This window comes from Acidobacteriota bacterium, from assembly GCA_016715115.1.
Classification (GTDB): domain Bacteria; phylum Acidobacteriota; class Blastocatellia; order Pyrinomonadales; family Pyrinomonadaceae; genus JAFDVJ01.
In genome coordinates, this window is the sequence record JADKBM010000016.1 from 83913 (window position 1) to 101520 (window position 17608).

Sequence of the window (17608 nt, forward strand, 5' to 3'; positions counted from 1 at the left end):
TGGTCAAGTCCACGGGTCGCGTATATTCTTCATCAAGACGGATGAGATCGACTGGATCGAAGCCGCCGGCAACTATCTCAAGCTCCACCTCCGGACGCGAGGGCCATCTGATCCGCGAGACGATGAATTCGATCGAGTCGAAACTCGACCCGGAACAGGTGGGGTTTTGCGGATACATCGCCTTCGACGATCGTCAACATCGACCGCACCAGGAACTCCAGCCGATGTTCTCCGGCGACTATGCCGTCATACACGCTCGGGCCGCGAACTGACGCTAAGCCGCAACTATCGCGAGCGGTTTCTTGAATTGTTCGAAAATCAGATCTGAACTGGAGACGAATGCGGTGCGGCCGCGGCAAAGCGCCAACCCGACGATCAGGAGTCAGTACCGCCTGGGTTGCGCGGGCGGCAACCTCGGCCGCACGACGCTTAAACCCTAACTCTGGAATCGGGGTCCTTGGAAGAATTACTCGAGGTCGGGGCCTGCTTTGTTTTGTAACTGATTGAATTACATAATAGTTATATGAACAGCAAGCAACTGGCTCTGATGGATGCGATGTTGACGATCTCGCGACGGAAGAAGACGAGCCGTACGGTGCGGACGCTCGATTTGATCGGGAAGTGTAAGCCGTGATCAACTGATGCGAGCGCGCGAAACAAGCGGCCCCTGTTCAACCACGAGAGGTGCGCGTGATGTTATAAAGACGGTTTCTCCCCAGTCAGTGTTATGCTGACGAGTATTCAAGGTCTCTTCGTGTCGAAGATAAGGAGAAACCGTTATGGAAGTATACTACGGAGTCGACTTTCATCCACATCAGCAGACGATCTGCTGGCTGGATGACAGGACGGGGGAATTGAAAACAAGAACGATATTCCACAAGAACCGTGAGGAGTTGGCCGGGTTTACCGGGAGATGCCGAAGGGAACGGTCGGCATCGAGGCGACTGGGAAGGCCGACTGGTTCGAGGAACTGATGTTTGAAAACGGACACAGGTTGCTGGTAGGCAATTCCGGGTTTGATAAGGAGAGGGCGGAGTCGCGGCACAAGTCGGATACACGGGACGCGGAGAACATCCTGACGCTATTGATGAGACAGGAGTTCCCGGCGCTTTGGAGAAGGAGCCGGGAGAGCGTGGCGATCCTGGAGATGATCCGGCTGAGGTCGGGGCTGGTGAGGCAGCGGACGCAGGTTTACAACCGGCTGCAGGCGCTGGCGCACGATTTCGGGCTGCCGAAAGGGAGGATGGGGACGCAAGCGTACCGGGAGACCCTGGAGGCGGTGCCCGGCCGATCCGCGCAAGGCGCTGCGGCGGGAGATCCTGCTGCGGACGGCAGAGCAGCTGAGCGGGAACATCCACGAGATCGAGCGCCGGCTTGAGGAAGAAGGCGGGACCGATCCGCGGGTGGCGTTGCTGAGGACGCAGGCCGGGGTCGGCATCCTGACGGCGCTTTGCCTGATCCATACGCTGGGCGAGGTCGCGCGCTTTTCCTCGTCGAGCCAGGTGGTTGCGTTCGCGGGACTTTGCCCGCTTGAGAAGAGCTCGGAGCCGGGTAAGCTTCGGCGGGATCAGCCGTGCGGGGTCGCCGCTGCTGCGCTACATGCTCGGGCAGGCGGCGAACGCGGCGGCCCGGAGGGACGAACGGCTGAGGGCGTTCTACCGGAGACTCGCCAGAAAGAAAACCAGGCGGGTGGCGAAAACGGCCGTCACCAGAAAGCTTCTTGTCAAACTCTCGGTCATGCTGCGGGAGAACATCACCGCACGGGAGTTTGACATGCGTGGCAGCACAGCCGGAGATACCCGTGGTGAAACAAGGTCTGAAATGACCGTCGCGTGATTGGGTTATCCGGCCTTCTGCCCGTTCGGGGGCAGATGTGCGAAGCAACATCAAGGGAAGAAGTCCGGGAAACGGGCCTTCGCCAATACCCGGATAGATGAATGAGTGGACCGCGCCGAACGGGGTCACAAGCCGAAGGCTTTGCTCGCAAAGCGCCTGGCCGCGCCAACAAGCGGCAGGCGGCAAACAGAAAGAAACGAAAAACAACCGGCAGCGAGGATGATCTTGAATGGACAAAGGCACTTTCTTCGACGCCCCGGATCGGGGGGAGCGCCGGAGGTGTGTCCGGGCGGCGAGCGGTGCCGGCCGGTCTGGTCGAACCCGAAGAAGGCTATGGAAATGCCGCTCATGTGGAAATTGAGGAAAAACAAAAACGTTTTCCCTCAATTCCCACAATCGCTTGGAAAAGCCAAAAAGCGGCTTTCCACATTCCCCACAGCCACGGCTGCTGGGTATAAATCATTGAAAACCAAAGACAAAGACAGATCAATTCTCGGGACAGCAACTGCCCCGGAGATAAGGATAATGACGACGAACTTGAAACCGGAACCGAACTTTCTTTCACCAATATCATTGGCGGACCGCAAAGTTCACTTCCGAACTTGACACCGAAACCGTCTTTATAGATGTTTCACACTCGGGAACTCGGGCGTTCAGCCACAGGTTTCGCTCCGCTTCACGTGGTGCTATCGTAAGTTCGCGTTTTCCGCACGCTTGAAGGCTTTTCCGACAGGCTCCTCAAATCTGGAATCTGGAATCTGGAATCCGGAATCCGGGATATCTGAATTCTTGGAGCCTGTCCACATCAATGGATGTACCACGGCCGGCCAAATGCTTCGAACATCGGGCCGGCCGTGGTTTTTTGGTCTCGTGAGCGACGCGCGATCCGTCAGTTCACCTTTTTTACGTAGTTCTGTGAACCGTAACCTTCGACTTTTCGTCGACGGCTTCGTAAAGCGAGTTTTCCTTGTCGGATCTGATGATGACCTTCGCGCCCTTGGTCGTGGCGCGTTCTTCGGATTTCGCCTTTTCTGCCTGCTGCATAAATTCGAGGATCTGATCGCTTTTTATCGGTCGAAACGCGAGGCGATTGTTGTATTCGGCGACCGCTTCCGTCGCCGCCGCGCGGAGCATCCGATCCCAAAGCTTTCCGAACAACGCGTTCGAAACGTAGACATCGGCGCTGTTGATCTCGCCGTTGATGGCGAACGCGTATCCGATAATGTCCGTCTTGCCGGCCGTAATTCCCGGGAGTTTTTGACGTATTCGTCGATCGCGCCCTGTAGCTTCTTGTTTTCGAGGCTGAGTTGGAGACTCGTCCTCGATTTCGTGGCGGACATCGGACGAGACGTTCGCCGAGAGTTTGTCCTGTACTTTTTCGACTTCCTGCCAGACCTGGCCCTGCGAACGGCTCTCGTTGGCCGCGACCTTCAGGTCTCTCGTGACGATGCGTTCGTTCGACGACGAGAACCTCCCGTCGGATTCGGCGTCGCGCTTTTCCCAACGCCCGGATTCGACGCAGAACGCCTGGATCCTGATGCGTCCGGACCTTGCGGGTATGATTACGCTGACCGCGAGAACGCGGTCCTGTTTCCCGCCTTTGACGATGTCGCCTGATTGGATGAAGACGTCGAATTCCTTCGAAAGGTTCTCGACCTCAAGTTCGTTGACGTTGGACGTCTCGTAGACGGCGAAAAGATCGCGGGCCATCGCCTCCTGAAGCGTCAGGATATTCCCGCTTTTTGCGGCGTCCTTGCCGCGGATCAGAAATATCGTCAGATTCTTGTGCGTAAACCCTTCCGAAACCGTGTATGTTTGCGCGTTGCTTGCGCTGATTCCGAGTGCGATCACGAAGATCGCGATCATAATGGACTTAAAACTCATAGATTCTCTCCTTTGCTGCAGAATTCCCGGGGAGAGACTTTTGCATACTTACGGAACGAACGTCCGCGCGCATCTTGCAGGAACGGCTGTGTAAGTTTCGCCGCAATCTGGGCTTAAAATCTATGATGTGCCACTGGCCCGAAACGTTTCCCCGCGCGAAACGCCGCGAGTTCTTTCCGATCGCCGGGACAATCCAAGTCGACCGCGGTTCAATCGCGTCGAGTTATCAGGACAATTCAGCGGAGCGATCGTTCGCGATCGTCTCCGTTCAGATCGGATTGAGTGCGTCTGGCTGAATCACTTTTCGTACGCCGCTCTTATGGATTTGGCCAGCCGCCGTACCGCCTGAACCATCGCATGAGGCGTTGAAGAATCCTCGACTTTCTTCGCTATCCTTCAATCAGGTAATCGACAAAGAGCGGTTCGGGTACGGACGACGCATCCGGATTTCGGACCAGCGTCGGGGGGTCTTCAAACTCGATGCGCGTCAGAAACTTCTTTGTTTCCTTGGCGTCGAGCCAGTTCTTGCAACGCAGTTTCAATGGCGATTTCGAATCCGCGCCGCCGACTTCATCCGCAAGAATGACACGGCCTTTAGCCTTGGCTTCGAGCCGTTCGAGCAACTCTTGCTCCGGCATTTTCCATCCTTCCGGCGTCTTCTTTGTTTTCTTCGAAAGGGCGAATTCACGATTCGTCGGAATCATTGCGACCAAATCCTGACTCTCCATGATTTCCAAACCGCTCTTTCGGAGCGTCGCGTTGTGGCTCCCGTGATGTCCGACCTTATAAAAGACGGTGCGTTTAAGAAGATCGTCGATCAGCACCTCCTTCGAGGTTCCGTCGGCAAGTTGGATCGTCCACTTGAGTCTTTTCCAGGAATTCCAATTGCCGAACTGCGCGTCGCCGGGAAACAACAGCACTTTTCCGCTTTCAACAAGTTCGATCGCAATCGCAAGACAGGTGTTGTTGGTGATCCCATCGATGTTCAATGCAAGATCGCCCGCCATCATCAGCCAATCTTCGTCAATGCGTTTCCATTCGGGACCGCCAGAACCGTCAAATCCGTAGTTCTCCTCAAAGAACGGCCCGAATTCCCGATGAGATCTTGCATCGGTCGGCGCAATTCGGTATTTCCGATCAAAAGGATAATAGTAGTTAGCGTCGAAATCGTCATTGTCCGAACCAGTCGCGGCGGCAAGAAAACTGTCGGTCACCGCGAGCCGAAGTTGCTGCCGGTATGTCTCGTCCACCGGCGATTCCTCGTCATCGAGCACCTCAATATCCTCCGGCGGACCAAGGACGTAGATTCGCACGCCGTCAAGGCCCTTGAGGGTGTGAACTTCGCCCGGCGAACAGTACTTCGGAGACTGAGAGCCGGTTTTTGAAAGAACAAATTCCCAAGTCTCGGAACCGCTTATTCCCAGCACGTCCGCACCAATGCCGAAGAATTCGTTGACCAGAGAATCGACCGTTTCCCGAATGCCGTCGAATTTTGGAGTGTTCATTCGGGAAATCGCGGCCCGTAGTCCGCGTTTCTTTTTCTCGAAGCGTTTTTTCACCTCATCGACCTCTGGATCGCCTCGATTCTCCGTCCATCCGACCCAAACCTCATTGAATTTGAAGTCCTTCTTTTCAAAGACGTTTTTTGCAAGCGCAAATCCAGAAATGTGATCCCAATGCTCATGCGTCATCAGGACCGCATCAAGCACGTCACTGGCTGACCTCTTTATGTCCTCGGCAACCTGAGTCATAATCTCTTTCGCCGACTTTGTGGCCTGAAAAACGCCGCAATCGATCAATAGGTTGTGTTCCTGGTTCTTAGCTTCGTTGTTGAAATTAATCAAAAAACAATCGCCCAGTCCTTGCCGGTACATCCGAATTCTCACCGATAATCCGTCATCTGCCATTACCTGAACCTCCTAAAAATTACGATGCAAAAACGCAAACGGCTCGCCGGGTGAATCGCCGTCGGCAGACCCGAAATACGTCGCGCGAGTTGACGATTCCGAGCGCGCGCCGCGCCGGAATTCGCGTTGCCTGATGAGGCGCTCATGTTCGGAAACAACCCGCCATTTGCCATTCTCATCCCTCGAAACGTTGTCGCCGATGCCTTTTATCACCGCATACCGAAGACTCAAATCCTGCAGATTGAGTATCAACGTGCATCCGCCGCGAAATTTGAAGTATGGCGTCGTTTTTCTTTCGTCTTCGGTCAGACTGTCCCAAGTCTTCGCAGGATCGATGGGGATCTTCCGATGCTGCGTGATACCGATAACAACCAGGTTCAGGATCTCCCCGCTCGGACAGACGCGCCGCGCGCCCCTGAGCGAATGCACTTCAAACGAGTACTTTCCTTTGGATCGTCCGAGCCCGCCCAAACTTGCCTGACGCTCGTCCGAATCCCACAGATACAGTCCGGTCGCCTCCTCAAACTCGCGCATCTCTTTCGGCGATGCGTCAAGTTTGAAGTCCGCGAGCACTTCGTGAAGCGCCGCCTTCGAAACTTCGGTCAGGACGTGGATCTTCGCCCGTTCATTGAGTTTCTTCCAATCTTCCGGAGAACTTACGCCCCATTCCCGGTAAAAGAACGAAAAGCGGTCAAACAGATTCTGAGGAACTTCGTCAAGGTAGTCGATCTGATGAACGAACCCGCGCAGACTTGACGTGATCTGCCGCAAAACCGTCAGGCTCGACGATTCGCTTTTGGTAAACCGCCGCCAACTCAGACTTTCTTCGGAAAGCGTCCGGATGTCACGCGGATAGACCCCGCGCTTCTTGAATGCATCGATCAAAGCGATGCGATAGCCGAGATCATCGTCCGGGACCATATCGAGATCGGCCGTCACCAGGGCGCGGAGGTAATCTCCGAAGGTGATGTCGACCGGCGGGCAGTAATCCAAGGCACGGATGCACATATTCAAGATATGCTGGGCCGTTTTCGCGGCCTCGTTCGCAAGCCGGTTGACAAGATCCGAATTCAGCTCGCCGTCAGGAAGAACTCCCGAACCTCCGGTCGCGATCCGAAGCAGATCGCCGACACGCAGCTTGTATATGCACAGAAAAGTCTCAAAGATTGCGGCGACGAGTATCGCGCCCCGCAGATGCGGTTCCCTTGTGATGTTGTACTCTTCGGGTTTGGGCTGATGCGGGATCCACTTGTTGTTTTCTTCATCGTAAGACCCGATGAAGTTTCTGAGCGCTCCGTAATGGCCGATGGCGCGTCCGAATTGTTGCGCAAGTTCGCCGAGAAGATTTTGGGCCTCGAGACGCCCCCTGGTCCGCGCGATCTGATGCTTGAGCACTTCGGGAAACGAAAAATGCTGAAACAGCGCGACGATATCGGCAAACGCCTCGTGGAACGCGAGCGTGTCGCGATGGCTGGACTCAATGAATCGCCGATGCATGCCGTCAAGCAAAGCGTGCGTCGTTTCGTGAGCGATGATGTCGTGGGACAAGCAGGTGAACACCATTCCGTTCGGCAAGAACTCTCCCGGCGCGCTGGAAACGGCCGGAAAATAGCCGAAGAGGAGCGATTTCTTTGCCGGACTGTAGTATGCGTTGGCCTGCCGAAGCGCATGCGGATAGATCCTCAAACGGCCGGTGTATTCCTTTGGATATTCCGACGTCGTACCGTCTGCGCTTGTCACACGTTCACGGTAGGACGACCAAAGAGCCTTTCGCCCGAGCGCCCTTTCGAAATTCTTGATGGTCGTCATCGCAACCGCGTAGGCCATCTGTTGATGAAACTGCGGGTTTCCTTCGGATGGTGCGAGGCCGTCGCTGGCCAGAATGAACTTATGATCGAGGTCGACCGGAGCGTAAAAACTCTCGCTCGCGGGATCGAAATCGATTACTTCGATGTACTCGCCGACAGGGCCGGGCCGCAGATCTTCCCACGGAATCTTGAAGATCGCCTTGTTGATCAGCGCGGTATCAACCTGTGTCGATAAACTCGGATCAAACGCGTATCCCTGAAGCCGACGGTGTACGGGTTTAGGGGGCACACCGGTATTTTCCTCGCGACGCGGATTGAAATCGCCCGTATCATTCTCCATTTCTCATATCCTCCGTTTGACTCGAGATCAAGGTTTGGCCACTTATCCGACCGACGCGCCCGGGAAAGGAAACCCGTGCGGAACGGCCAAACCGCTATCGAAATGTTTGCGAATCGATGCGTCACAGACCGCATAACCCCAGTTGATCAATCGGTTCTGCAGCTTCTCGTCGAGCTTCCTGAGCCTCGTCGGCGTTTCGGCGAGTACGCTCGTTTGATCGAAAGGACAATTCAATGCGCCCGGAGTGCCGAAATCTTTGGCGAGATCGTGTCCGATCGACCAGAAAGCCCCGCTCCGATTCCCCTTCTTGTACGCCCCGACGATCTGCCGGCGCCGCAGACTGCGAACCTGATTGTCAATGATCATCAAAACCCGGATGGTGTGTCGGAGCCAGTCCCGTCCGGGATCGGCGTCGGTCGCGAAAGCCGCGCCGGCATCACTGACAAAGACCGTTTTGTAACGCTTCCAGGCAGTTTCAAGGCCTAAGTTGTCATACACGCCGCCGTCCGTCAGAACGATCTCCGTACGAAACATGGGATCCTCGCAGTCTCCTGTCGTACCGGCTGTGAATTGCAGCGGATCGAGCTCAAGTTCAACCGGCGACAAGACCGGCGGAAACGCGGACGATGCGGCGACGGCGACGGCGAGTTCAACCGTTGGGTTCTTGACCTCGCCGACACGATAATCGCGCATATACGGTTTTGAGAATCGCCACAACGCTCCCGACTGGACGTTGGTTGCATTGAATACAAACCGTACCTTGTCGGTAATGTCCTGGAGCGTCTTCTCGCCGAACAGATGTCTACGGTACGAATCGGCAACCTTGTCGCCGATACTGCCCACCCAAAGGGCGCCGGTGATGACCGAGGTCGAATCAATGGTTCGCGAGGCAAGTGCCTTGATCGGCAACACGACCTTTGCCACGAAGTTTGCGCCGACACCGTCGGAATCAAAACCCAACGAATCGAAATTCATCGCCAGGACGCCGGCCGTGATCGATCCGCCTGAGACGCTGGAAACGCGTTTCAATTTAGGCAGAAACCCCAGTTCGTTCAGCCGCCAAAGGACACCGACGTGAAACAACATTGCACGATACCCGCCGCCCGACAAGCAGAGCGCCATCCCTTCCTCGGGCTCGCGCCCGCGATCGGAGCTGATGTACTCGATCGGATCACTCATTTCATTCATTTCATTTGCCATAATCATACTCCCAAGCCTGTGATTCCGTTGCCGTCCGACTGAGTTCCCGACGGATTTCAAAACCTACCGATTGACCAACGGTAAAGGCCTCCGCGCCGCGTTACTGAAACTTCTTCCACCACAGATCGATGTTGAACTTTATGCCGGTTTTGAAAACACTGTTCTGCAGAATGTACTTGGGCGGTACCCGCCCGTATTCGTACGTGAAAAACGGCGAGAACAGGCCGACATTTAAGGTCAACGTCGCGGTAACATGATCTCTGACACGGCGCGTACTTTGATCCGGAAGTTCTTTTCCGTCGTCAGCGACGAAGTACGAAGTCTCGGGTTTCAGAAAGAATCTCCTGATGTAACTGATTTCCCCAAGGATCTTGTGCTTGTCTTCCTTTCGCAGCACGCCCAACGTGAGTTCGCCCCCTACCAATGGGCGGGCGATGTTCCAGCCGGGCTTGTTCTCTTCCGAACGCGAAACATAACCGCCTTCAAATCCGACATAGGGCTTAAAACGGATCGTACTCGAGCGTGACTGAGAGATGTTTATAGGTAGTTCCGCCCGAAAATCGAACGGAATGATGTTCAATTCCTCGAATCCCCATTCGGTTTCGATTTTCGGGGTGTAAACGAGGCTAAATCCGGGAAACTTCGACTTTGAATCGACGATGGTTTTGAAACGGTCGCCATCGTCGTGGAAAACGCGATTCAACTTGAAATCCGAACCGATGGTCAGCACGTTCTTCCGGTCCTTGTCGGTAGTGTTGAATCTCACTTCGGTTCGCAAGAATCCGTAGGTTAAATCGTAGTATCCCCCAAATCCGAATCGTCGTCGCCGAAAAGGACTGAAATCGGCTTTGAGCGACACCACGGTTTTCTTGCGTTTGGCGCCGTCGAGACCGAATTCAAATCCCCAAACCGGAGATTCCGTTTCCGCAGGCTTCTTGAAAACGTCACTAAACTTCACCGACTCGTCGTCGGTCTCGGATTGAATCTCGGGCGCGGGCAACTTAACAATCTGCGACGCGGCGCTACAACTCGATCCGGGTTGAATCTTAATCATCGCGGGAGTTGCGCTCGCAGTATCCGTAAACGGGGCGATCAATACATAGTTTTTCCCCAATTGATACTCCTGACCCATCACAAACGCAACCGTGTTCTGCAGAGCATATCCTTGTGTGCCGCCGCTGAGGCAAACGAACGACCCGTCGGCGAGGTTCATTACCCGGTAATGGGAAGGATTCGACAACGTTCCAATCAACGAATCGACAGTGGCGAATCGTTTGCACTCCTTTGGGGTCGGGTCGTTATGACATTCCCCGGTAGAGTCGTTGTCGAGTCGAGCGGCTCTGAATGACTTATCAAATGCCACTGCAAGCTCTTTCACTTCCGGGACGCCATCCGTCATTTGGCAAACAAGCTCCGCCTTCACGATCCCAAACGTGAAGTCGCCCGCATACGAACCGAGAGACCAAGCCAGCGCGATGAAGATGGCGCAAAGTATTCGATACATAACTATTTAACCCCCTCCAAGACACTCTCCACCCGTTCGATCAACTTCCAAAGCGGAGTAGATTCATCAATTCTCAACATCGCAAAACTGGGAAATTTGGCGTCGTCGTTGCGTTTCGATTTGAAGTTGTGTGCGTTTGCATTTAATTGCCGCTTAACTTGCTCGGGATCAAGTTGAAGATCGCCGATGGTCGTTGTTTCGCTGATCGGCAGCGCGCCGCAAAGATTAGCCAGCGGATACGACGTTTGCGAACAGTTCCCTCGAAGATTCTTGTGCAGTGGCTGCAAGGCACCGATTACGGTTCGGATCGAAGTGAGGTATGACGAGAACTCAACCTCCGATTCATGTTGCAATGCCTGCACGAGATCAAGATAAGTGCCGGCCGAGAGTACGGAATCGATCATTCCTTTGTTGTGCAGATGGTAATTGTAGCGGTTGCCTTCCGGATCGGTTACGCCGGCGTTGAGCAGAATATAATAATCGGACGTCGCCCCGCCCTCCTTTTCGCTGATGAGGCATTTCTTGAAATCATCGAAACGCGCCCCCATATCGGGGCTGATGGTATTTAACAATAACGCTGGCTCCTTTTTCGGAGAGGACGTCAATTTGGTCGCTTCGTATCGGCAGTTTGCGATCAGTGATTGCGCTTTCAGAATCGGCAATCTGGGTAATCCGGCCTTATTGCTTATCTCCAACGCCAGCTTGGCAAGGGTCCAATCCTTGCTGATATCCGAAAGCGCCGTTCTTGAAATAATGTAAGGTTGAATTCCATTTCCGAAGGGATCGCCCCAAACGCTCTGGACTCCAATTTGACGGTTCCGAATTATGTAGCGGCGCAAGGTATTGAGCCGGAAATCGTCGTTGATGCCGACGAAAGCCAACGTGTCGTCGGGACGCAATTCCTTGATCTTTCTTGTCCTTGGATCTTTGAAAGAGGACGCTTGAATAACGCAATTTTTCGCTACCTCGAGAGCTTCCTCCATTCGCATCCCGGTGCTGACGTCATCGAACTTGCCGTTTGCATGAATGCCGGCGGCACCCGCAATCGTCAACGAGATGCCGAGGAAATATAACAACTTTCGAACCATACAGTCCCTCCGCTATATAAATGTCAAAACACCCGAAACCCTTTCACCCGAAAGTCAATTTAGGACTTGAAATCCGCCTGAACGCAAGAAATGCCGGGAGGATTGGAAGTTTCGTCGAAAATCGCATAATAATCAACTGTATATGGAGAAAAGGATCAAGATTGAGGTCTGCGTCGATTCCGTCGAATCGGCCTTGGCAGCACAGACTGGCGGGGCCGACCGGGTCGAGCTTTGCGACAACCTTATGGAAGGCGGAACGACGCCGAGCGCGGGATCGATCGGGATCGCGCGGAGCCTTCTCGAGATCAAGCTTCACGTCATCATCCGACCGCGTGGCGGCGATTTTCTTTACTCGGATGTCGAGTTCGCGATTATGGAACGCGACATCCGGATCGCCAAAGACCTCGGCGCGGACGGTGTGGTGATCGGGATTCTCGACGCTAACGGGCGCATCGACCGGCCCCGAACGGCGCGTCTGATCGGACTCGCGCGGCCGATGTCGGTGACGTTTCACCGCGCGTTCGACGTTGCGCGTGATCCGTTCGAGGCACTCGAAGACACCGTCAAGCTCGGTGTCGACCGAATTCTGACTTCCGGTCAGGAATCGACGGCGGCGGAAGGCGCGGATCTGATCGGCGAACTCGTGAAGCGGGCCGGAGAGAGAATCAAGATCGTAGGCTGCGGGAATTTGAACGAGCGCAACATCGAGAGATTCGTCGCCGCGACGGGCGTCAGCGAAGTTCATTTCACCGCGTTTCAGACGGTCGTGAGCAAGATGCGGTTCAGAAACGAGCGCGTCTTTATGGGCGGGACGCTGCGCCCGCCCGAATACTCGCGGGGTGTAACCGGCTCGGACATCGTGCGCGACATTATCCGTTCGATTGAAAGTGATTAGGATCCGGCGTCAGGGACCCGAAGATCTCGGAATGCCGCGCGCCGGTGCGACGCAAATAATCCGCCGGCAGCCCGGTTCCGGAATCTGATCCGATGCTGGCCGTCTCAGTTCACCTCCCGGCTTCGTCACCCGACATAAGGCAGAAGCCTGAACCGTACCAGTCCGACGTGGACCTTTTGGCCGATCTCGAGCGGAAAAACAATCGTCTCGCTTTTAGGTCGGGTCACGGTGATCATCTGGCTCTCCGCAAGACCAAGTTTGACGACTACGCGCTCGTACGATCCGACGAAGTTCAGTTCTTCGATCCAGCCGTCGGTCAAATCGTGATAATCCTGCGTCAGATTTTCCGGGTGGCGCAGAAATACGTCTTCTGGGCGAAACACGAGTTTGGCCGGTTCGCCGTTTTTGAAATCAACATCGTCGGGCAACGCCACGTCGACATTCTCGCATTCAAACACTCCACGATTGACGACACCAGACAGCAAGTTCGCCGTTCCGATGAATTTCGCGACGTATTCCGTTCGCGGCATATTGTAGATCCGGTACGGCGTGTCGATCTGCTCGATCCGGCCTTCGTTCAGAACGGCGATCCGATCGGCGATCTCGAGCGCTTCTTCCTGGTCGTGCGTAATGAAGATGGCCGGAACGTTGATCTTCTTCAATAGCCGGCGGATCTCGCGCCGAAGCCGCGAGCGGATCTGCGCATCCAAAGCCGAAAAGGGCTCGTCAAAAAGGAGTATTTCGGGATGGTACGCCAGTGCACGCGCAATTGCCACACGCTGCTGCTGTCCACCGGACAGCTGCGATGGACGCTTTAGCCGATGTTCATCCAGATTCACGAGTTCGATCAATTCGTCGACGCGATTCTTGATTTCCGACCGCGGCTTTCGTCTCAACCGCAGGCCGTAACCTATGTTCTGCTCAACCGTCATCTTCGGAAAAAGCGAGTAAGACTGAAAGATCACGCCGACTCCCCGCTCGCGGGCCGGAAGATCCGTCACGTCTTTGCTGTGAAGAACAACCTTCCCCGATTCCGCCGATTCCAAACCGGCGATGATGCGAAGAATTGTCGTTTTCCCGCTTCCGGACGAACCGAGAAGGACAACTATCTCGCCTTCGTCGACGTGAAAATTGATGTCGTCCAGAACTTTGGTGTCGCCGAACTTCTTGGTGATGTTCGTACATTCCGCGGCTCGCGTCATATCACTCCTTCTCCAAGTATCCCTGAGCGAAAAACAAAATGCTGAAAATAGCGAACGAGAACAGCGCCAGCACGATGGCGATGGCGTTCGCGGCTTCAACCTGACCTTCGTTGAACTTGGCGAAAATGTACAGCGGTGCCGTCTGGGTCCGGGACGCCAGATTGCCCGAAACGAGTATCGTCGACCCGAATTCGCCGACGGCGCGCGCGAACGTGAGCAGTGCGCCGGTCACGATCGCCCCGCGAAGCCCGGGCAGCGTGACGTGCCAGAACGTCTGCCAGCGCGTCGCTCCCATCGTCGCCGACGCCTCTTCGAGCGAGGTGCTCATCGTGTCGAAGACCGGCTTGATTACTCCAAAAGCGAGCGGGAAAGTGACGAAGATGTTCGCCACGATAATCGCCCAAGCCGTGAACATCAAATGAAAATACGGATCGGTGTATCGCCCCAGAATCCCGTAAGGCCCCCATAGAAGAAGCAGCGCGAACCCCGCGACGGCCGTCGGGATCGCGGTCGGCAGCGAGATTATGACGGTGATTGCGTTGCTCCCCCAGAACTTGTATTTGGAAAGCACATACGCCGCAAACAATCCGAAGGCAACGTTGAAAACGGTCGCCCAAAAACTGGTCACAAGCGAAAGTTGAAGGGCGAAGACCGCTTCCGGCGCGTTGAGCGCTTGCCAGAACTTATCCAAACCACTGCTCGTGCCATAGATGAAGATCGAGGCCAACGGCAGCAGGATCAACGGCAGCATAATCCCGATCATCGCGAAAATGCTGAGCGGCTTGACGATATCGAACCCTCTTACGTGCCGAACGCGCGACATATTAACACCTCACTTTTTCGCTTGAATCTGATCGCGGAAGATACCCTCTATGACCTCCGGATATGCCTTCTCCCATCCTCCGAATCGCTGAACGGTGAACGGCATTTCGATCTTCGAGAATTCCGGATTCGCGTCGTTCAGTTTCTCGTCGGTCGTCGAGCGAAAATGGTATTTGACGAATGCGCGCTGCGCCTGCTCGGACCACAGGAAGTTTCGAAACGCTTCGATCGCCGGTCGCTCCTCGGCCGTCACGTTGCGGTCGACGATGCACACCGGATGCTCGCTGAAAATTGTTGATTTCGGCACGACGATCTCGATTGGCGCACCCGCCGCCCTCATCGCCAGCCCCTCCAGCTCATAGGTTATAAGCGCGTCGCCGAAGCCGGTTTCGAATTGAGTTCGCGCCTCACGCGCGGAGGCCGGCGTCGAGATCACGTTCTTCCAGATCGATCTCAAGGTCCCGATCGCCTTGGCATCGTCTTTAGTTCCGGCCATTTCGTTCTTGATCAGTTCCGACCCGTAGATCGACAGGATCGACCATTGCGCGCCGCCCGAACTGACCGGATCAGGATGAATGATACGAACGCCATCCTTGGCGAGATCCGGAAAATCAGTTATCTGTTTCGGGTTGCCTTTGCGCACGAGGATCACGAACGGGGTCTTGTTCGCGATGCCCTTCTGCGGCGTGACGTACCAATCATTCGGGACATGACCCGCCTTGATCAGACGGTCAACGTCACGTTCGATCGACAGAATGGCGATCTCCGCGGGCGAGCCCTGCAATATCTGGTTCGTGACCGTTTCCGAACCGGCGAATGAAGAAACAAAATCGATCTCTTCCCCGTGTTCCCTGAGCCATTTTTCTTTGAACATCGGGTATATTTCCTTTTCCAGCGGCTCCTTCATTATCGAGAATCCATAAACGGTTATCGTTCGCTTGCCCTTGCTGGAAGGCGAACTTGGCAGACAGGCCGAGAGCAGAACCGAGACAAGAATGACAAATGCGACTCTGATATACATAGTCAACTCCTTCTAGAGCTTCAACTTAAATGAGGTGCCGATAACGTTCAAATCGCCCGGACGCGAGATTCCGTCGTTTTGCCGCAAATAGTAGATCTCAAGCGAAAGGCCGTTCGACAGCGTCTTGTTGATGCCGAAACTGAGCCGATTCCGGGAAAATCTTTTGAGGCTCGAATCGTAGAACGGCTCCTCGGTGACATAGAACTTTGCTTTCGGGATCAGTTTCCCGGGGAGATCCTTTTCAAACGTCAGCGATGGACGATATCGCCACGAGTTACCGGTCGGCCGTATGCGGTATTCGAACAAACTCCGGTGGGACAGACCGAACTTCTTGATCGGAAACTTGTAGCCGATGCGAAGGTTCAGGCGATGCTCGATCCGGAATTTCCCGCGCGTATTACGGGCATTGATCTGCAAGTAGAACGGCTGAAGCGACCAGGCCTTGTTCGGTTTGATGACGACGCCGACCGCAAACCGGCCGTCATTTAACCGGGAGACGTTCTTTCCAAACCGCGTCGTGAGCACTGCCCAAAAATCGACTTTGGCGGTCATCGGAACGAACACCTGAATATCGTTCCAGGATTGGTTGTCTTCCGGTCCGACCAAATCCGGGGTCTGGGCTCTAACCGAAGCAAGAGCGCAGAGACAAATTACGGCGGATAGCGCCAAAACGTTCTTTTTCATCTGTTTCCGGCTCCTTGTTTCCGGCCAATTCGGCGAGCCTGATCTCGAGGACCTCGCGCTCTGAGAAACTTATGATGTTGCCATCCTTTCTGAAGGTTCGAAACTCGTTTGCAGCATTCCTTCCGAAAACGGTGTCGGCGTTCTCAAAAACGATCTTGAATCTGCTCAGCGTCGATCTTTCCCAAAAATACGAACTTTTCACAAATTACTCCTCCATTTTTCAGATACAAAAAGAGGTGTGAAGTATACGCTTCACACCTCTCGGATCACCTTGCGTTAACTCCTTCGTTTCGCCTGCGAGATTAGCTGTCGGGCTAGAAGCGAAGAATCTTCCGCAAATGAACTCCAAACTTCGGAGTTGATCTGCTGCGCCCCAATTTTGCTTTCGCAAAAATAATCGGTTCTCCCGTGTTGTTTAGACTGAAACAACTTCGGCAACAGTTAAATTTGAAAAGAGAATAGCAGACGAGGTTCCGTTTGTAAACAAAAATTTCCGATTCGATACCGGAGGGTCTCGTCTTCATTTTTCGTTTCTGTAGAAGAGCAGGCTCAAACAGGTCAGACCGGCCTCAGCCTTTTCAAGTTCGGTGATCTCGATGGCGCGTGTCGCAAAGCCCGCGCTCTCGATAAGCTCTTGAGTCTTCGGCGATCTGGCCGAAACGAGGACGATTCGGTCTATCGGCAATGTGTTGGCGCCGAACGGCTCGGATTCCGGCACGCTGATCTGCTTGAATCCGCGGAATGGGAAAGATTCGATCCAGTCGGAATTGAGAACGACGGTTGTTGCGTCCAGCGCCGTCACGGCGGTCTTAAGATGCAGGCTTCCGCCGACGCGCACCGGGATCGCTTCGTAGCCGAAGCGCTCGACGATCCGCGCGAACTGCGAGAAGCCCGCTTCGTTCGTCCGCGTCGAGAGCCCGACGAAAAGACGCCGGCCGATACGCAGAACGTCGCCGCCCTCGAGGGTTCCGGGAGCTGCGATTCGTTCGATCGTGGAACGGAATCCGTGCAACGCCGCTTCGACCGCGGCGACCTCCGGCCGTCTTGATTCGGTGCCGGGTCGCGTGATGACCGCGACCTCGTCGAGGACGATGGCGCAGTCCTCGACGAACATCGAATCCGCGAGAACGTCATCGGCGGCAAGTTCGACGATCTTGTATCCGGCCTCGTTGAGCGCTCGCGCGTAACCCGCGTGCTGACGTTCCGCGAGCCCGAGATCTATCGCCTCGCGATCGACAAACGTCAGTTCGCATTGATTCAGTGCCCGGCTCACCCTCCGGATGATGGCGATCTTTTCTGACATCGGAATAACTCGGAATCAAGGTCCGTCGACGGAATCTCACACTCAAGAAAGTCCCGCCAAAAAGGAAATGTCTCGCGCGCTTCTCGTTCCTAATCCTGATTCACGCAATAGGAA

Annotated in this window: 18 protein-coding genes; 6 read left to right on the forward strand and 12 right to left on the reverse strand. The window is 54.8% G+C overall.

The annotated features are described in order from the left end of the window. Positions 1 to 41: 41 nt before the first annotated feature. The 4 genes from IPN69_18145 (at position 42) to IPN69_18160 (ending at position 2294) form a co-directional block, all read left to right on the forward strand. On the forward strand, positions 42 to 272 hold the full coding sequence (locus IPN69_18145; GenBank protein MBK8812632.1) for a hypothetical protein: 231 nt from the start codon (positions 42 to 44) through the stop codon (positions 270 to 272). Positions 273 to 913: 641 nt separating this feature from the next. After that, positions 914 to 1378 carry a transposase gene (locus tag IPN69_18150; protein MBK8812633.1) on the forward strand — a complete coding sequence of 155 codons (465 nt, stop codon included), beginning with the start codon at positions 914 to 916 and terminating at the stop codon, positions 1376 to 1378. A gap of 31 nt (positions 1379 to 1409) precedes the next feature. Beyond that, positions 1410 to 1772 (forward strand): transposase, encoded by a 363-nt coding sequence (locus tag IPN69_18155; protein ID MBK8812634.1) that lies wholly within the window; start codon positions 1410 to 1412, stop codon positions 1770 to 1772. Between the two features lie 165 nt (positions 1773 to 1937). Beyond that, positions 1938 to 2294 carry a hypothetical protein gene (locus IPN69_18160; GenBank protein ID MBK8812635.1) on the forward strand — a complete coding sequence of 119 codons (357 nt, stop codon included), beginning with the start codon at positions 1938 to 1940 and terminating at the stop codon, positions 2292 to 2294. Positions 2295 to 2739: 445 nt separating this feature from the next. Here the strand turns inward: IPN69_18160 and IPN69_18165 are convergent, their stop codons facing one another. From IPN69_18165 to IPN69_18190, 6 genes are all read right to left on the reverse strand, one after another. Next, complete coding sequence (locus IPN69_18165) at positions 2740 to 3720, reverse strand: hypothetical protein (protein ID MBK8812636.1); 981 nt, start codon at positions 3718 to 3720, stop codon at positions 2740 to 2742. 389 nt (positions 3721 to 4109) lie between these two features. Continuing rightward, positions 4110 to 5627: an MBL fold metallo-hydrolase gene (locus IPN69_18170; protein ID MBK8812637.1), complete on the reverse strand. Its 1518-nt coding sequence runs from the start codon at positions 5625 to 5627 to the stop codon at positions 4110 to 4112. A 12-nt stretch (positions 5628 to 5639) separates the two neighbouring features. Continuing rightward, entirely contained in the window at positions 5640 to 7775 is a 2136-nt protein-coding gene (locus IPN69_18175; protein ID MBK8812638.1) for a hypothetical protein, read from the reverse strand. A gap of 42 nt (positions 7776 to 7817) precedes the next feature. After that, on the reverse strand, positions 7818 to 8981 hold the full coding sequence (locus IPN69_18180; GenBank protein ID MBK8812639.1) for a patatin-like phospholipase family protein: 1164 nt from the start codon (positions 8979 to 8981) through the stop codon (positions 7818 to 7820). Between the two features lie 94 nt (positions 8982 to 9075). Then, positions 9076 to 10479, reverse strand: coding sequence for a hypothetical protein (locus tag IPN69_18185; GenBank protein MBK8812640.1), 1404 nt, complete (start codon positions 10477 to 10479; stop codon positions 9076 to 9078). A gap of 2 nt (positions 10480 to 10481) precedes the next feature. After that, positions 10482 to 11051, reverse strand: coding sequence for a hypothetical protein (locus tag IPN69_18190; GenBank protein MBK8812641.1), 570 nt, complete (start codon positions 11049 to 11051; stop codon positions 10482 to 10484). Positions 11052 to 11240: 189 nt separating this feature from the next. On the opposite strand from IPN69_18190, the gene IPN69_18195 reads away from it, so the two are divergent. After that, a complete protein-coding gene (locus IPN69_18195; GenBank protein MBK8812642.1) occupies positions 11241 to 11552 on the forward strand; it encodes a hypothetical protein in 312 nt (103 codons plus the stop codon). Positions 11553 to 11709: 157 nt separating this feature from the next. Then, a complete protein-coding gene (locus tag IPN69_18200) occupies positions 11710 to 12462 on the forward strand; it encodes a copper homeostasis protein CutC (protein ID MBK8812643.1) in 753 nt (250 codons plus the stop codon). A 125-nt stretch (positions 12463 to 12587) separates the two neighbouring features. Here the strand turns inward: IPN69_18200 and IPN69_18205 are convergent, their stop codons facing one another. The 6 genes from IPN69_18205 to IPN69_18230 form a co-directional block, all read right to left on the reverse strand. Next, on the reverse strand, positions 12588 to 13664 hold the full coding sequence (locus IPN69_18205; GenBank protein ID MBK8812644.1) for an ABC transporter ATP-binding protein: 1077 nt from the start codon (positions 13662 to 13664) through the stop codon (positions 12588 to 12590). Position 13665: 1 nt separating this feature from the next. After that, positions 13666 to 14487 carry an ABC transporter permease gene (locus IPN69_18210; protein ID MBK8812645.1) on the reverse strand — a complete coding sequence of 274 codons (822 nt, stop codon included), beginning with the start codon at positions 14485 to 14487 and terminating at the stop codon, positions 13666 to 13668. A gap of 9 nt (positions 14488 to 14496) precedes the next feature. Beyond that, complete coding sequence (locus IPN69_18215; GenBank protein MBK8812646.1) at positions 14497 to 15507, reverse strand: sulfate ABC transporter substrate-binding protein; 1011 nt, start codon at positions 15505 to 15507, stop codon at positions 14497 to 14499. 12 nt (positions 15508 to 15519) lie between these two features. Then, complete coding sequence (locus tag IPN69_18220; protein ID MBK8812647.1) at positions 15520 to 16191, reverse strand: DUF2490 domain-containing protein; 672 nt, start codon at positions 16189 to 16191, stop codon at positions 15520 to 15522. After that, positions 16130 to 16393: a hypothetical protein gene (locus IPN69_18225; protein ID MBK8812648.1), complete on the reverse strand. Its 264-nt coding sequence runs from the start codon at positions 16391 to 16393 to the stop codon at positions 16130 to 16132. The genes IPN69_18220 and IPN69_18225 overlap by 62 nt, the downstream gene beginning before the upstream one ends. A 318-nt stretch (positions 16394 to 16711) precedes the next feature. Then, entirely contained in the window at positions 16712 to 17494 is a 783-nt protein-coding gene (locus IPN69_18230; GenBank protein MBK8812649.1) for a dimethylargininase, read from the reverse strand. Positions 17495 to 17608: the final 114 nt, after the last annotated feature.

What these genes read in the sequence shown, in the direction of transcription:
- IPN69_18230 (MBK8812649.1), bottom strand. Translation starts at nt 17,494, where the DNA reads ATGTCAGAAAAGATCGCCATCATCCGGAGGGTGAGCCGGGCACTGAAT.
- IPN69_18215 (MBK8812646.1), bottom strand. Translation starts at nt 15,507, where the DNA reads ATGTATATCAGAGTCGCATTTGTCATTCTTGTCTCGGTTCTGCTCTCG.
- IPN69_18165 (MBK8812636.1), bottom strand. Translation starts at nt 3,720, where the DNA reads ATGAGTTTTAAGTCCATTATGATCGCGATCTTCGTGATCGCACTCGGA.
- IPN69_18210 (MBK8812645.1), bottom strand. Translation starts at nt 14,487, where the DNA reads ATGTCGCGCGTTCGGCACGTAAGAGGGTTCGATATCGTCAAGCCGCTC.
- IPN69_18160 (MBK8812635.1), top strand. Translation starts at nt 1,938, where the DNA reads ATGAGTGGACCGCGCCGAACGGGGTCACAAGCCGAAGGCTTTGCTCGC.
- IPN69_18150 (MBK8812633.1), top strand. Translation starts at nt 914, where the DNA reads ATGCCGAAGGGAACGGTCGGCATCGAGGCGACTGGGAAGGCCGACTGG.
- IPN69_18145 (MBK8812632.1), top strand. Translation starts at nt 42, where the DNA reads ATGAGATCGACTGGATCGAAGCCGCCGGCAACTATCTCAAGCTCCACC.
- IPN69_18200 (MBK8812643.1), top strand. Translation starts at nt 11,710, where the DNA reads ATGGAGAAAAGGATCAAGATTGAGGTCTGCGTCGATTCCGTCGAATCG.
- IPN69_18170 (MBK8812637.1), bottom strand. Translation starts at nt 5,627, where the DNA reads ATGGCAGATGACGGATTATCGGTGAGAATTCGGATGTACCGGCAAGGA.
- IPN69_18185 (MBK8812640.1), bottom strand. Translation starts at nt 10,479, where the DNA reads ATGTATCGAATACTTTGCGCCATCTTCATCGCGCTGGCTTGGTCTCTC.
- IPN69_18175 (MBK8812638.1), bottom strand. Translation starts at nt 7,775, where the DNA reads ATGGAGAATGATACGGGCGATTTCAATCCGCGTCGCGAGGAAAATACC.
- IPN69_18180 (MBK8812639.1), bottom strand. Translation starts at nt 8,981, where the DNA reads ATGATTATGGCAAATGAAATGAATGAAATGAGTGATCCGATCGAGTAC.
- IPN69_18205 (MBK8812644.1), bottom strand. Translation starts at nt 13,664, where the DNA reads ATGACGCGAGCCGCGGAATGTACGAACATCACCAAGAAGTTCGGCGAC.
- IPN69_18220 (MBK8812647.1), bottom strand. Translation starts at nt 16,191, where the DNA reads ATGAAAAAGAACGTTTTGGCGCTATCCGCCGTAATTTGTCTCTGCGCT.